The sequence below is a fragment of the Rathayibacter agropyri genome (genome assembly GCF_013249015.1).
In the GTDB taxonomy this organism is placed as follows: domain Bacteria; phylum Actinomycetota; class Actinomycetes; order Actinomycetales; family Microbacteriaceae; genus Rathayibacter; species Rathayibacter agropyri.
Genome location: NZ_JABRPL010000002.1, coordinates 592,875 through 607,752, shown reverse-complemented (window position 1 = coordinate 607,752; position 14,878 = coordinate 592,875). Strand labels below are relative to the sequence as shown.

Sequence of the window (14,878 nt, the reverse complement as noted above, 5' to 3'; positions counted from 1 at the left end):
AAATTCGGGGGATCAGGAGACGCGGACGAGCCGCAGGACGACGACGCGGTCCGGGTGGAACGCGAGCAGGTCGAGACCCGCCTCGCGCAGCAGGCTGCCGGAGTAGGAGGGCGCCGCGTCGTCGCTGTCGAGCGGGACGGTCGACTCCAGCCAGCGCGGACTCAGCCACCACGGTCCGAGCGACTCGGGCCGTGCCGCCTCGACGCGGTAGCGCGCATCGGAGAGCAAGCCCGGGAGGCGGACGCGGCTCCGGGTGTCGGCCGAGAGCACGGGCGTCATCAGCGTGTACAGGGCCTCGGAGCCGTCGAGAGCGACGACGCCGCGGAGGGTCGGCGCGTCCGGGTCGACGTCCCCACTCCCGACGACGCGGCCGGTCGCGATCAGGTCGCGGTGCTCGCGGTAGGCGGCGATCCAGCGACCGAGGACGGCCGTGTCGGTCTCGTCGAGTTCGCGCAGGTCCCACTCCACGCCGAAGTGGCCGAGGAACGCGACCGCGCAGCGCGTGTGCAGATCGCTCGTGCGGCCGGTCACCGATGAGACGTCGGAGGCGACGTGCGAGCCGAGCATCTCTGGCGGCACCAGCAGGCCGGTCCAGCGCAGTATCCGGGTGCGATCGAGCGGGTCGTGGTTGTCGGAGGTGTGCACGCGGTCGGTGCGCTCCAGCACCCCCAGGTCGACCCGGCCGCCGCCGGACGCGCAGCTCTCGATCTCGAGTTCCGAGTGGCGCGCGCGTAGCTCGTCCATCAGACGGTAGACGGCGAGGGTCTGCTCGTGCACCGCCGGGGCGCCCGTGGCGGGGTGGCCCGCGTCCACGAGATCGCGGTTGTGGTCCCACTTCAGGTAGGCCACATCGAGGTCGCGGATCAGCGTGTCGAGCGCCTCGAGGATGTGCGCGAACGCGTCGGGGTTGGTGAGGTCGAGCACCTGCTGGAAGCGCCAGCGGGCGGGCAGCGACGAGTCGCGGGTGCGCAGAATCCAGTCGGGGTGCGCGCGGGCGAGGTCCGAGTCCTCGTTGATCATCTCCGGCTCGACCCAGAGGCCGAACTCCATGCCCAGGCCGCGCACGTGGTCGGCGAGCGGAGCGAGGCCCTGCGGCCATGCCGCCGGATCGACGGTCCAGTCGCCGAGCCCTGCGCGGTCGTCGGAGCGGCCGAGGAACCAGCCGTCATCGAGCACGTAGCGCTCCATGCCGAGGGCGGCGGCGCGGTCGGCGAGCTCGCTCAGGGTGGCGAGATCCTGGTCGAAGTAGACGGCCTCCCACACGTTGAGGGTCACGGGGCGCGGGCGCCGGGAGGCGCGCGAGCGCTCGCGGAGGAAGGCGTGGTAGCGGGCAGCCGCGTCATCGAGGCCAACGCCGAAGCTGCCGTAGATCCAGGGCGACGCGTAGCTTTCTCCGCTCGCCAGGCGCACTTCGCCCGGCAGCAGCAGTTCGCCGCCGCGGAAGGCCAGGTGGGAGTCGCCGCGCTCGACGGCGTGCTCGTGGTTGCCGCCGATGCCGACGTGGCAGAGCCAGACGCGTCCGGAGCCGCCGTCGAAGCCGGGGGTGCCGACGGCGATGACGGTGGTCGCGTCGAGTCCGGTACGCCCGCGGCGCGACGAGCGGGAGTGGGTGCCCACGACGACGGGGTGGCGCTGCGGAATCTTCTCGGTGCCCCAGCGGCCCGCGAAGTCCAGGATCTCGCGGGCCTCAGCCGGGATGCGCAGAGAGGGGTCGACTCCGATGATCTCGAGAGTTCCTACGTCGTGCGAGTTGCGCACCGTCGCGCGAGTGCGGAGGAGTCCCGCGGCGGAGAGATCGATCTCCAGAACCACCGCGATTCCGGCCTCCGCATCGCTTGCTTCGACGGTGACGAGGGCGCTTCCGGTCTGCACGACCGCCCCCTCCGGGACCGTCTCGCCATCGAGCGACACCCCGGTGACGACGAGCAGCGGAGACCAGCCCGCACCTCCGCGGTGCACCCGCAGACCGGGCAAGCCGGCCCACCCGAAGCTGTGCTCGGGAAGCATCGACGGCTCGTAGGGCACGTCGGATTCCCCGTCAATCCCTGTGCGCACGGGGGTTGTGGCGTAGACGCTCAAATCGTCGTCGCTCGCATCGAGCCGCGGACCCCAGTGGGCCAGGACCGGCAGGAAGTCTCCCGTCTGGGTGAGAAGGACGGAGACGTCGGCGGCGACGACATGGATCACCCGGGGCGGATTCATAGCTCTATTCCTATCGTCTCTCTCGACCTGAGTACAGTGAGAGATCGATCTCGATCAACGACGAGGAGCTCCCGAATGCCGACCCCTCCCACCCTCCAGGGCACCCGCCTCGAACGCGGACTGTTCGACTCCCGCCGACGCCTGAACCGCGCCTATCTCGTCTCACTCGAGGACGATGCGCTACTGCAAAACTTCCTGCTGGAGGCGGGCATCGTGGAGCAGGACTGGCACCTCAAGCCCTCCCAGGGCACGCCCGAGGCTCGCGGCCTGACCAGGCACTGGGGCTGGGAGACGCCGGGCGGCGCGCTGCGCGGCCACTTCCTCGGCCACTGGCTCTCGGGCGCGGCCCGCGAGAGCGCCGTGACGGGCGATGCCCTCCTCCGCGTCAAGATCGACGCGGTGCTCGATGGCCTCGAGCGCTGCCAGGAGGAGAACGGCGACGGCTGGATCTGGGCGATCCCGCCGCGCTTTCTCCGCCGCCTCGCCGAGGGCCAGCCGATCTGGGCGCCGCAGTACGCGATGCACAAGCTCCTGATGGGGCTCGTCGACGTGCACCGCGACCTCGGCGACGAGCGGGCACTGCGGCTCGCGCGGAACGCGACCGTGCCGCTCCTGGAGTGGGTGCGCGGCTTCAGCGATGAGGACTTCCAGCGGATCATGGAGGTCGAGGTCGGCGGCATGCTCGAGGTCTGGGCCGACCTGCTCGCGAGCACCGGCGATCCCGTCTACTCGGAGTTGCTGGAGCGCTACTACCGCCGCTCGCTCTTCGACGGGCTGCTCGAGGGGCGCGACGTTCTGACGAACAAGCACGCGAACACCACGATCCCGGAGGTGCTTGGCGCCGCGCGGGCCTACGAGGTCACCGGCGACGAGCGCTGGCGCCGCATCGTGGAGGAGTACTGGCGGCAGGCAGTCACCGCGCGCGGCACCTTCTGCACCGGCGGCCAAACCTCGGGCGAGATCTGGACGCCGCCGTTCGAGTTCGCGGCCCGCCGCGGCGAGAAGACGCAGGAGCACTGCACCGTCTACAACATGATCCGGCTGGCCGACGTGCTGCTGCGCTGGACCGGCGATCTCGCTTACGCCGACTACATCGAGCGCACCCTGCTCAACGGGATCCTCGCCCAGCAGCACCCGCGCACCGGCATGGTCGCCTACTTCCTCCCGCTGGAGGGCGGAGCGAGGAAAGACTGGGGCACGCCGACCGAGGATTTCTGGTGCTGCCACGGCACCCTTGTGCAGGCGCACACCCGCCACTCCGATCTGGTCTTCTACCCCGGCAGCGACGGCCTCACGATCGCGCAGCACATCGACGCGAGCACGCGGGTGCTGGTCGACGGCGCCGAGACGGCCGTGCGGGTCGAGGTGCTCGACAACGCCGGCTACGTCGGACCCGATGCGAACGCCGGGGAGGCGGGCGACATCCGCCGGCCGACCGCGTCACGCCTGCGGGTCGTGCTCTCGGGCGCGCCGCTGCGGGTGCGGGTGCGCGTGCCCGAGTGGATCGCCGACGAGCCGCAGGTGGCCGGTGACTCCGAGCGGGTGAGCCGCGGCGAGGACGTCCTCGTGATCGAGCACCCGGGCGGGGAGACGAGCGTCGACCTCGCGTTCCCGTTCGAGGTGCGCACGGTGCCGATTCCGGACGAGCCCGGCACGGTGGCCTTCGTCGAGGGGGCTGTCGTGCTGGCCGGGCTGGTCGACCGTGAGGTCGCGCTGCACGGAACGCTTGAGGACGCCGCCTCCCTCCTCGCCCCCGACAACGAGCGCCAGTGGACCCAGTGGCTGCGCGGCTACCGCACGGTCGGGCAGCCCGCCGCGATCCGCTTCCGACCCGTGCACGAGATCGCCGACGAAGCGTTCTCGCTCTACTTCCCGATCCACTCGGCCAGGACCCGATGACCCGCTGTGCTGGCCGGGATCCGAGGAACAGGACCCCCATGACGATGTCCGACCGGCTCGCGTGAGCGCCGCCGTCGCCGTGCGTGCCGTGCCCTCGGCGCGGATCCTCCTCCCGATCTTCGCGATGCTGGTCGGCTTCGGCCCGCTGACCATCGACCTCGTCCTGCCCTTTCTCCCCTCGCTCGGCGCCGACCTCGACATCTCGGCCGCCTCGGCCCAGCTCGTCGTCACCGGCGCGACCTTCGGCTTCGCGGCCGGCCAGCTCTTCTCCGGACCGCTCAGCGACGCGGTCGGGCGGCGCTGGCCGCTCGGGATCTCGGCGGGGCTGCACATCGCAGCGAGCCTGGTCGCGGCGAGCACGGCCGAGACCGCGGTGCTGATGCCCGCCCGCTTCATTCAGGGCGCGGCGTGCACGGCGGCCGGAGTCGTGGTCGTGGCCATCGTGCGCGATCTGTACAGCGGCAAGCGGCTCGTCACGATGCTCGCGAACCTCGCGGTGATCACGAGTGTGTTCCCGATCCTGGTGCCCTCGGTCGGCGCGCAGCTGACGAAGGTGGTCGACTGGCGCGGCTCGTTCCTCGTCGTCGCAGTGTGGGGGACGGTGGCCACGGTGATCGCGCTGCTGGTGCTCCCCGAGACGCTGCCGCGCGAGAAGCGGCACCAGGGCGGGCTGATGCCCTCGCTCCGCAATTCGTTCGGGCTGCTGCGCCGGCCGCGGATCCTGGCGCTCGCCGCGGCCTCGGCGGCCGGCTGGTCGGTGGGATTCGGCTACCTGGCGACGGCGCCGTACCTCTACACGAACGTGTTCCGGGTGAACGCGGACGGCTACGGCCTGCTCTTTCTGGCGACCTCGCTGATCACGATTGCGGTCGGGCAGACGACGGGCCGCGTGCTCATTCCGCGCTTCGGCGCCCGGTGGGCGATGACGGCGTCAGCTCTGGCGACGGCGGTGGGCTCCGTGGTGCTGTTCGTGATCGCGATCCTGGGCGACCAGCCGCTGCTCGTGGTCGTGGGGGCGCTGACCTTCGCACTCGCCGGACGCTCGCTGGGTGCGCCGGCCGTGCAGTTCCTCTCGCTGCAGGGGCCGTCACGGGAGGCGGCGAGCGTCACGGCGATCCTCGGCACGGTGAGCTTCACGGCGGCCGGGCTGGTGATGCCGGTGATGGGCGGCTTCGCGGAGGTGTCGCTCGTGCCGTTCGCGATCCTGATCCTGGTGGCGGCGGTCATCGAGGGCGTGGTGGCGGTGCTGTTCCGGCACCGGCGCTTCGCGGCTGGCGGGGAGGCGGACGGGCGCGACGCGGGGTAGACGGTGCGCGGTCACGGCGCGCACGCACGCTCGAGTCGGCACTGCAGCGTGCGCGGGTGCGCCGGGCGTGCGACCCGATCAGGCTGGCCACTCCAGTACCAGCCGCAGCGGCTCCGTCCCGAACCGCACGCGCCCTGCCGCCACCTCGTCCACGTGCCCTGCCGCCGCCGCCGCGCGGACCACGGCCGCCCGCCCGCCCACGACCAGCGTCCCCTCCGCGGGCGCCAGCCACTCCGCCCCCGCGATCCGGCGCACCGTCAGGCGCGCCCGCCCCGGCTCCCACTCCAGCCGGTCCACGACCAGCCCGCCGCGGGCCCGCAGCCCGGTCACGGAGCCGCGCGGCCAGGCCGCGGGCAGCGCCGGCAGCACGGTCAGCGAGTCGGCCGTCGATCCGAGCAGCATCGCCGCGACCAGGCCCGGCAGCCCGCCGCTCGCGTCGAGATTGAAGATGCGTCCGGCGTCGTGCTGTGTCGTCAGCGTCGGTGACCAGTGCTCCACCGCCAGCCACTCCGCGCACACTAGCGCCGCCTCCGCCTCGCCGAGCACCGCCGCCGCGATCCCGATCTGCACCAGACCGAACGCCATCTCCATCCGCCCGGGCGGTGCCGTCGGAGCCTTGGCCCGCCAGGCGATCTTCGCCTCGACCGTCGCCACGGCCGCGGCCCGCAACCGTTCGTCGCGCACGAACGCCGCGTCGAGCTCGTACCAGAGCGGATACAGCTGCGAGGCGTGGCGGTGCGCAATCTGTTCGCCCCAGCGCGGATCGATCCACTCGGAGAGCGTGCCGTCCTCGGCCACGCGATACCCCGGCAGATCGGCCAGGACACGGGTCCAGCGGGCGTCGAGGGAGTCGTCGCCGCGGGCGCGTCCGAGCAGCGCGGTCGCACGCGCGGCGTCGCGGAGAATCGCCACGTCCATCGTCGCGTCGACCGCCGTCGGCACCCCCTGCCCACCGGGCGTGTTCTCGGGGGAGTAGGAGGGGACGATCCGCCGCACCCGGTCGACCAGCACGGTCGCGGTCTCGGCGAAGCGCAGCACTCCCTCCGCCAGTTCCCACAGCTGATCGTCGACGATCGAGCGGTCGCCGGAAGTGGCGACCACATCCGCCGCGAGGCGTAGCACCCAGCCGCCGCAGCCGGTCCAGAACAGGTGCGGATACCCGTCGACGAAGTGGTCGGCGCGGCCGTGCGTCGACATTCGCGAGGGCAGGAGCATCCCCTCGGCGCCGTAGACCAGCCGCGCGTTGTCACGGTAATCCTCGAGATGCGGGAGAACGAGTTCGAGCAGCGAGAGTGCGAGCTCGGGCGTCCCGGTCGCGATCATCCCCGCCATCGCGCCGTTCTGCACGTTGCCGTTCAGCGTGTAGTCGGCCGACCACGCCGGACGCCAGGTGCCCTGCCAGACGCCCTGCAGCGTCGGCGGCAGCTCCCCGGTCGAGGCGACGATGTTCGCCCGCCCGCTCAGCCAGGCCAGCTCGACCACGCGGCGGCGTGCGCCCGCGTCCCCGGAGCGGGCGGCGGCCCACAGGTCCTCGGTCAGTTCGGCGGTGGAGACGCCGTCGAGGTCGAGCATCGAGGTGCCGACCAACCGGCCGTGGCCTTCGCGCTGGCGATCGCGCAGTGTCCCCCACGAGAGGGCAGCGGAGGCGTCGGGCGCGGCCCCGAGGCCGACGTCCAGCCGCAGCACCTGCGGCGTCCCCGCGAGCTCGACGACCGAGACGGCGGCGCCCTCGACCACGCGCCACGTCGCTCCGCTCGTCGCGCGAGTGACGGCACGCGCGGTCCCTCCCTCGCCCGCGTCGGCCGTGAGCACGCCGCTCGCACCGCCCTCGACCCGCGCCGACACCACGGCGGAGGCGTCGGGCACCCCGGTGTCGAACGAGGTCGCCTCGCCCGCGCCGAGCGCCAGCTCGATGGTGACGGCCGTCGGCTCGGAGGACTCCAGGGCCACCCGCACGCCCTCGCCGCCGTGCGGGGCGAGCAGGCGCACCGCGTGCAGCCCGCCGTCGAGGTCGGTCCACTCCACGGCTGCCTCGCCACCGAGCGGATCGATGAGTCGGGTCATCGCGGCGACCCCGCCGGGCGTACGGATTGTGACGGTCGCGCAGAGGCCGAGCGGATCCGTCCAGATCAGGCCGCCGTCGTAGCCGCTGTCGCGGGCGGCCTGGTTCAGCAACTCGCTCGCGGTGTCGGAGTCGCCGCCGAGCAGGGCGCGGCGGAGCTCGTCCCGCACATTCGCAAGGTCGGGGGCGTCCGGCCGTGGATTCACGGGGAGGAACCAGCGCTCGTGCGCGAGCGAAACGGTGAGGGAGTCGGCGGGCCCGTGGGCGACCGCGCCGACACGGCCGCTGCCGACGATCAGGCCGTCCTCCCAGGTCGGGGCGGCGGTGGCGGTGCGCATCCCTGCGCGATCGATCGATCGGATGATCGTTCCTTCCGTCAGGGTGCTCCTGATATGTTGCATTGAACTTCAAATTAGCCGTCCGGGTATCCCCAGGGCTAACCCGCGGCGCCGACCCGAGTGAGGACACGCAATGACGCGACCGATCACCCTGTTCACCGGCCAGTGGGCTGACCTGCCGTTCGAGGAGGTGGCACGCCTCGCGGGGGAGTGGGGCTACGACGGCCTCGAGATCGCTTGCTGGGGCGACCACATCGACGTGGCGCGCTGGGACGACGCAGAGTACGTGCAGAGCCGGAAGGACATCCTGACTGCGAACGGCCTCCAGGTCTTCGCGATCTCGAACCACCTCACCGGCCAGGCGGTCTGTGACGACCCGATCGACGCGCGCCACCGCGACATCCTCAGCGACCGCGTCTGGGGCGACGGCAACCCCGAGGGCGTTCGTCAGCGCGCCGCCCAAGACCTCAAGGACACCGCCCGGTTTGCCGCCGCGCTCGGCGTGACGCAGGTCAACGGCTTCTCGGGCTCCTCCATCTGGAAGGGCGTGGCCATGTTCCCGCCCGCCTCCGACGAGTGGGTCGCCGCCGGCTACCAGGACTTCGCTGACCGCTGGAATCCGATCCTCGACGTCTTCGACGAGGTGGGCGTGCGCTTCGCCCTCGAGGTGCACCCGAGCGAGATCGCCTACGACTACTGGACTGCAAAGCGCACCCTTGAGGCGATCGGCCACCGCGCGTCGTTCGGCTTCAACTTCGACCCGTCGCACTTCGTCTGGCAGCAGCTCGACAGCGTCGCCTTCGTGCTCGACTTCGCCGACCACATCTTCCACGTGCATGTGAAGGAGTCGGTCACGAATCTCGACGGCCGCAACGGCGTCCTCGGTTCGCACCTGCCCTGGGCGAACCCGCGCCGCGGCTGGACCTTCGTCTCCACCGGCCACGGCGCCGTACCGTGGGAGCCGGTCTTCCGCGCCCTCAACGCGATCGGCTACACCGGCCCGACCAGCGTCGAGTGGGAGGACGCGGGCATGGACCGCCTCGACGGCGCGCCCGAGGCGCTGGCGTTCGTGCGGAAGCTCAACGCGATCACGCCGCCGTCCGACGCCTTCGACGCGGCGTTCTCGACGGCGCGCGACTGACTCCGCGGCGGCTCCGCGGTCGCCCGCCTGCACAACGAAGGCTGAGAGCCCGAATCCCGGCCCACGGACGCCTTTCGGGGCTCCCAGCCTTCGTTGTGCAGGCCTGCGCACCGGGCGTGGCACACTATGGCGTCTACGACACAGGAAAGCGCGGTGATCGGCACACTCCTTCTAGCTGCTCGCACGAGTCGGGGGCTGACTCAGAAGCAGCTCGCGGCTCGACCAGGCCGGAGTCTCCCGTGCTGAGGGCGGCCGGGACGCCGCCTACAGCACCGTCGAGAGGCTGCTGGCGGGTGCCGGGCATCGGCTCTACTCCGCGCCGACACACCGTGACGATGCGGCCGAAGCCGCTGTCGGCATCCGCAACAACCTCGCCGCCCCCTTTCCAGTTGAGGAGGTGGGTGGCGCAGCTGGCTCAGGGCAAGCGCTGGATCTGTAGGTCTTACTCAGCCCCGTTGCTGTTTCGCCGTGCGCCTAAGCGCGGAAAGTCAATCGATCGAACTGTCTCTTGCCGGGCCGTTGGTCGGCTCGTCATGTGCGCATCTAGGCGACGGCCGGACGGCCGACCCGCCCCGGGAACGGCGGACGGCCGGCCTCCGCAGGGAGCCTGCCGACAGCCCTTACAGCCCCTGCGACAGCCGGTAGTACGCCGCGTTCGAGCGGATGTCGGCCTCGAAGCCGCGCAGGGTGGTCGACTCGTCGATCACCAGCAGCTCGACGCCGGCGATGCGGGCGAAGTCCTCCCACGCCTCCATGCCGATCTGCGTGGTCATCACCGTGTGGTGCGCGGCACCTGCAGTGATCCACGCCGCGGCGCTCGTGCCGAAGTCCGGCGCGGGCTGCCACACGGCGCGACCGACCGGCAGGTGCGGCAGTGTCTGCGGCGGCTCCACGGTCTGCACCTTGTTCGCGACGAGGCGGAAACGCTCGCGCACATCGCTCAAAGCAACGACCACCGCGGGGCCAGCGTCGGCGGTGAAGACGAGGCGCACCGGGTCCTCGCGGCCACCGATACCCAGAGGGTGGATCTCGAGCGAGGCGCGCTGTGACGAGAGCGACGGCGAGACCTCGAGCATGTGCGCGCCGAGGATGAGTTCCTCGCCTGGCGTCATGTCGTAGGTGTAGTCCTCCATCAGGCTGGTGCCGCCGGGGAGGCCGGCGCCCATGACCGCGGCGATGCGGATGAGAACGGCAGTCTTCCAGTCGCCCTCGCCGCCGAAGCCGTAGCCGTCGGCCATCAGGCGCTGCACGGCGAGGCCGGGAAGCTGACGCAGCCCGCCGAGGTCCTCGAAGCTGTCGGTGAACGCCTCGAAGCCGCCCTCCTCCAGGAACGAGCGCAGGCCGATCTCGACCGCGGCGCCGTAGCGGAGCGACTCGTGGCGCTCGCCGCCGGGAAGCAGCTCCGGCACGACGTCGTAGCTTTCGACGTACTCGGCGACGAGCGCGTCGATCTCCGCCGCCGTGGCCGCGTCGACGCGCTCGACGAGTTCGTTCACGCCCCAGGTGTTGACGCTGACGCCGAGGCGGATCTCGGCCTCTGTCTTGTCGCCCTCGGTCACGGCGACGTTGCGCATGTTGTCGCCGAAGCGGGCGACCTTCATGCTCTGCGAGGCCGACCAGCCGGCCGCTGCGCGCGACCACATGCCGATCGAATCCGTGACGCGGGTGTCGCTCGCGTGGCCCACAACCGTCTTCCGGGGCACGCTCATCCGGCTGAGGATGTAGCCGTGCTCGCGGTCGCCGTGCGCGGCCTGGTTGAGGTTCATGAAGTCGAAGTCGATGTCCTGCCACGGCAGAGCGATGTTCGCCTGGGTGTGGAAGTGCAGCAGCGGCTTGGCGAGCGCGTCGAAGCCGTGGATCCACATCTTCGAGGGGCTGAACGTGTGCATCCAGGTGATGACGCCCACCACGGAGTCGTCGGAGTTCGCTTCGATCATCGTGCGGCGGATGGCGTCGGAGCTCTTCAGCACCGGCTTCCACTCGATGGTCACCGGGATCGAACTCGACTCGTTCAGCTGCGCGACGACGGCTTGCGACTGCTCGGCGACCTGGCGGAGGGTGTCCTCGCCGTAGAGGTCCTGGCTGCCGGTGAGGAACCAGACGGTGCGGGTGGCAAGGTTCGGGATGATGCTCTTGTAGCGCGGGCTGCTGGTCATGCGATGGCTCCGGTCGGGTTCTGTCCATAGACGTTCTGGTAACGGTCGAACAGGGCGTCGATCGACTCCTGCGGGATGGGGACGAGCTCGCCGCCCTGGCGCGCGAGGTGCACGGTGCGCGCGACGTCCTCGGCCATGACGGCCGCCTTCACAGCGTCCTTCGCGTCCTTGCCGATGGTGAAGACTCCGTGATTCTGCATCAGGACCGCGCGCGAGCGGTGCCCGCTCAGGGTCGCGACGATGCCGCGGCCGATGGAGTCGTCGCCGATGATCGCGAACGGGCCGATCGGGATCTCGCCGCCGAACTCGTCCGCCATCGCCGTGATGACGCAGGGGATCGATTCGGCGCGGGCCGCCCAGGCGGTCGCGTAGGTGGAGTGCGTGTGCACGACTCCGGCGACCTCGGGCATCTCGCGGTACACATAGGCGTGCGCCGCGGTGTCGCTGGAGGGGCTGCGGTCGCTGCCGGGGGTGCCAGGGACGACGGTCCCGTCGAGATCGCAGAGGATCATGTTCGAGGGAGCGAGGTCGTCGTACGAGACGCCGCTGGGCTTGATCACGAACAGGTCGGCGCCGGGCACGCGGCCCGAGATGTTGCCGCCGGTCCAGATCACCAACCCGTAGCGGACGAGTTCGGAGTGCAGGCGCGCCACGTCCTCGCGGACGCGGGCGATCGCCTCCTCGGTGGCGGCGTCGAAGCCGACGGTCTCGGCGGTCATACGGATGCTCCCTGGGTGTCGGTGAGGGTGTCGACGGCGGTCTGCTCGACGGCGAGACCGGCGCGGTAGCGCTCGAGGTAGGCGGAGAAGCCCGCGACATCGTCGGGATCGGGGGCGACGGTCTCGAAGGCGGAATCAACGAAGACCTGACCGGTCAGGTACTCGTCCAGCGCGACTGCGCTCTGCAGGCGGTAGGCGGCCAGCACGGCCATGCCCCACGGGCCGCCCTCGGAGGCGGTCGCGGCGACGGACACGGGGGCGTCGAGCGCTCCGGCGAGGAAACGCTGCGCGACTCCGGCCGTGCGGAACATGCCGCCGTGCGCGAACATCTCGTCGATCCGGACGCCCTCGCCGGCGAGGACGCGCATGCCCAGAGTGAGCGTGCCAAACACGCCGTACAGCTGGGCGCGCATGAAGTTGGCGAGGGTGAGGCGGGAGTCGGGGGTGCGCACGACCAGCGGGCGGCCCTCGACCAGCCCGGCGATCGGCTCGCCCGCGAGATGGTTGTAGGCGAGTAGTCCGCCCGCGTCCGACTCGCCTTCGAGCGCCTCGGCGAAGAGCGTGCCGTAGACGGCGTCACTCTCGGCGGGGACGCCCGAGGCCGCGGCGAACCGCGAGAACAGGCCGACCCAGCCGGCGAGCTCGCTGGCTCCGTTGTTGCAGTGGACCATCGCAACGAGGTCGCCGGCTGGAGTTGCGACCAGGTCGAGCTCGTGGTGCACGCTCGTGAGCGGTCCCTCGAGGACGACCATCGCGAAGATGCTGGTGCCCGCGCTGACGTTGCCGGTGCGTGGCGCGACGGAGTTGGTGGCGACCATCCCGGTGCCGGCGTCGCCCTCGGGCGGGCAGACCGGGGCGCCGGGCTGGAGGGAGCCGGTCGGGTCGAGCAGCAGCGCGCCCTCGGCGGTGAGCGAGCCGGCGTCGGCGCCCGCGGGCAGCACGGTCGGGAGCAGCTCGCGCAGCGGCTTCACGGCGCCCGCCGCGCGCGCGTCGTAGCGGTCGATCACGCTCTGGTCGTAGTCGCGCGTCGCCGGATCGGTGGGGACCATGCCGGAGGCGTCGCCGACTCCGAGGACCTTCTCGCCGGTGAGGCGCCAGTGCACGTAGCCGGCGAGGGTGGTGAGGAAGTCGATCCGCTCGATGTGTGGCTCGGAGTCGAGGACCGCCTGGTGCAGGTGCGCGAGCGACCAGCGCAGCGGGATGTTGGCGCCGAACAGCTCAGTGAGCTCGGCCGACGCAGGGCCGGTGCTGGTGTTGCGCCAGGTTCGGAAGGGGACGAGCGGTGACCCGTCCGCGTCGAAGGGGAGGTAGCCGTGCATCATCGCGGAGACGCCGAGGGCTCCGACGGAGGTGAGGCGCGCGCCGTGACGGGTCTCGGCGTCAGCGACGAGGTCGGCGTAGGCGGCCTGGAGGCCCGCGTGCACCGCGTCGAGGGAGTAGGTCCAGCGGCGGTCGACGAACTGGTTCTCCCACTCGTGGCTGCCGACGGCCAGCACGACGGAGGGATCGGCCGCGTCGACCAGGCACGCCTTGATCCGGGTGGAGCCGAGTTCGATGCCGAGAGCGGTGGCGCCGCTCGTGATCGCGTCGGCGGGGGTGGGCCTGCGCTGGTCCATGATGCTCCTCAATCGGCAATGTGACCGCTCACAAAGCCTCACCCAGCGTAGGCGAAACGCCCTACTGACGGCAACCGCACCGCCCTGCAGAACTCCGCCCGCCCCCTACCCGCGACCCACCCCGCGACAGGTGATCGATCCGTCACGGACGCCCCGTTCCACTCGGGCCGTTCGCGACGGATCGACGTCGTCACCTGCGCGGTGTCCGCGTGGACGCGCGCTCCAGCAGCACCGGGGGAACGGGGCGGTCGACCGCGGCCGTCTCGCCGCGCAGCTCCGCCAGCACCACGCCGATCGTGCGGCGGCCAACCTCGGCGAAGTCCTGCCGGATCGTCGTGAGTGGCGGCTGGTAGTGCGCCGCCTCCGGCACATCGTCGAAGCCGACGACGCTCAAGTCCTCGGGCACACTCACTCCGCGGTCGGCGCACGCGTGCAGGAGCCCGAGCGCCATCTGGTCGTTCCCGGCGAAGACCGCGGTCAGGTCGGGGACCTCATCCAGGAGCCGCAGGCCCTCTCGGTAGCCGGACTCGGCGCTCCAGTCGCCCTCGACCACGGCCGCCGACGCGAGGCCCGCCGCGCTCATCCCCGTCTCGAAGCCATCGAGCCGGGCCTGCGCCTCCACCCAGTGCTGCGGTCCGGCGAGGTGCGCGATGCGGGTGTGGCCGAGGCCCACGAGGTGCTCGGTCGCGAGCCGCCCGCCCGCGGCCTGGTCGACGAGGAGCAGGGAGTCCGCTCCGCGCCCTGTCGCCCCGAGAGTCACAAAAGGGACGCCGATCGCGAGACTCTCGATCGCCTCCAACGCGCGCTCCTGCGGGGCGAGGATCACGATCGCCTCGACCGACTCCCGTTGCAGGTGCGCGAGGCCGCCGGCGAGCGACTCCGCATCGGGTGCCGCGTTGACCACGGGAACGCGGTAGCCGGCGTCGCGTGCCGCCTGCTCGATGGCGGCCATCGCAGTAGCGGTGCCATAGAAGCTGTGGCTCTCGGCAGCGAGGATCCCGATCAGCCCGGAGCGGCTGGTCGCCAGTGCGCGGGCGGCGGCGCTGGGACGGAAGCCGAGCTCCTCGATCGCAGCGAGCACCCGCTCCCGCGTGTGGGGTCGCAACTGCGGGCTGTCGTTCAGCACCCGCGAGACCGTCTGATACGACACTCCGGCCCGCTCCGCAACGTCACGGATCGTCGGGGCGCGGTCGGGCATGTGGTCACCGTAGCGGCACCCCGGCCCGGTCCCCTCCCGGGCGTCGTCACAAACGACCAGTGAAACTACTCCTCACCAGCTAGCACGACTTTGACGAGGCCCCGGGGGTGGACGGAGTCCTGGTTACTCCGAGGAGGACGGGCCGCCATCACACTCTCGGGAGCGGCGGAGTCCCTGGCCGCTCCAGTGCATCCGGTAAAAGAAACCTTTGCGGAGGCCGATCGCTGTGCCTAGTGTTCAC

9 protein-coding genes are annotated in these 14,878 nt (G+C 71.4%); 3 read left to right on the top strand and 6 right to left on the bottom strand.

What is annotated here, in order from left to right; genetic code table 11:
- Positions 1–12 precede the first annotated feature (12 nt).
- Positions 13–2,202, bottom strand: coding sequence for an alpha-galactosidase (locus HRF29_RS08465; RefSeq protein WP_173247489.1), 2,190 nt, complete (start codon positions 2,200–2,202; stop codon positions 13–15).
- Positions 2,203–2,277: 75 nt separating this feature from the next.
- Between HRF29_RS08465 and HRF29_RS08460 the strand changes: the two genes are divergently transcribed.
- A complete protein-coding gene (locus HRF29_RS08460; RefSeq protein ID WP_173247485.1) occupies positions 2,278–4,101 on the top strand; it encodes a beta-L-arabinofuranosidase domain-containing protein in 1,824 nt (607 codons plus the stop codon).
- A 61-nt stretch (positions 4,102–4,162) separates the two neighbouring features.
- On the top strand, positions 4,163–5,407 hold the full coding sequence (locus tag HRF29_RS08455; protein WP_173247483.1) for an MFS transporter: 1,245 nt from the start codon (positions 4,163–4,165) through the stop codon (positions 5,405–5,407).
- Positions 5,408–5,485: 78 nt separating this feature from the next.
- Here HRF29_RS08455 and HRF29_RS08450 read toward each other — a convergent pair whose 3' ends face one another.
- Positions 5,486–7,807, bottom strand: a complete 2,322-nt coding sequence (locus tag HRF29_RS08450) for a glycosyl hydrolase family 95 catalytic domain-containing protein (RefSeq protein WP_173247480.1) — start codon at positions 7,805–7,807, stop codon at positions 5,486–5,488.
- Between the two features lie 133 nt (positions 7,808–7,940).
- Between HRF29_RS08450 and HRF29_RS08445 the strand changes: the two genes are divergently transcribed.
- Positions 7,941–8,948, top strand: a complete 1,008-nt coding sequence (locus HRF29_RS08445; protein ID WP_173247477.1) for a sugar phosphate isomerase/epimerase family protein — start codon at positions 7,941–7,943, stop codon at positions 8,946–8,948.
- A gap of 620 nt (positions 8,949–9,568) precedes the next feature.
- On the opposite strand, the gene araA is transcribed toward HRF29_RS08445, so the two are convergent.
- From araA to HRF29_RS08425, 4 genes are all read right to left on the bottom strand, one after another.
- Positions 9,569–11,104, bottom strand: coding sequence for an L-arabinose isomerase (araA, locus tag HRF29_RS08440; protein WP_173247474.1), 1,536 nt, complete (start codon positions 11,102–11,104; stop codon positions 9,569–9,571).
- Complete coding sequence (locus HRF29_RS08435) at positions 11,101–11,823, bottom strand: L-ribulose-5-phosphate 4-epimerase (protein WP_173247471.1); 723 nt, start codon at positions 11,821–11,823, stop codon at positions 11,101–11,103. The genes araA and HRF29_RS08435 overlap by 4 nt, the downstream gene beginning before the upstream one ends.
- Positions 11,820–13,439 (bottom strand): xylulokinase, encoded by a 1,620-nt coding sequence (locus HRF29_RS08430; RefSeq protein WP_173247468.1) that lies wholly within the window; start codon positions 13,437–13,439, stop codon positions 11,820–11,822. The genes HRF29_RS08435 and HRF29_RS08430 overlap by 4 nt, the downstream gene beginning before the upstream one ends.
- Positions 13,440–13,629: 190 nt before the next feature.
- Positions 13,630–14,637 (bottom strand): LacI family DNA-binding transcriptional regulator, encoded by a 1,008-nt coding sequence (locus HRF29_RS08425; protein ID WP_173247465.1) that lies wholly within the window; start codon positions 14,635–14,637, stop codon positions 13,630–13,632.
- Between the last annotated feature and the right edge of the window lie 241 nt (positions 14,638–14,878).

What these genes read in the sequence shown, in the direction of transcription:
- HRF29_RS08465 (WP_173247489.1), bottom strand. Translation starts at nt 2,202, where the DNA reads ATGAATCCGCCCCGGGTGATCCATGTCGTCGCCGCCGACGTCTCCGTC.
- HRF29_RS08460 (WP_173247485.1), top strand. Translation starts at nt 2,278, where the DNA reads ATGCCGACCCCTCCCACCCTCCAGGGCACCCGCCTCGAACGCGGACTG.
- HRF29_RS08450 (WP_173247480.1), bottom strand. Translation starts at nt 7,807, where the DNA reads ATGCGCACCGCCACCGCCGCCCCGACCTGGGAGGACGGCCTGATCGTC.
- HRF29_RS08445 (WP_173247477.1), top strand. Translation starts at nt 7,941, where the DNA reads ATGACGCGACCGATCACCCTGTTCACCGGCCAGTGGGCTGACCTGCCG.
- araA (WP_173247474.1), bottom strand. Translation starts at nt 11,104, where the DNA reads ATGACCAGCAGCCCGCGCTACAAGAGCATCATCCCGAACCTTGCCACC.
- HRF29_RS08435 (WP_173247471.1), bottom strand. Translation starts at nt 11,823, where the DNA reads ATGACCGCCGAGACCGTCGGCTTCGACGCCGCCACCGAGGAGGCGATC.
- HRF29_RS08430 (WP_173247468.1), bottom strand. Translation starts at nt 13,439, where the DNA reads ATGGACCAGCGCAGGCCCACCCCCGCCGACGCGATCACGAGCGGCGCC.
- HRF29_RS08425 (WP_173247465.1), bottom strand. Translation starts at nt 14,637, where the DNA reads ATGCCCGACCGCGCCCCGACGATCCGTGACGTTGCGGAGCGGGCCGGA.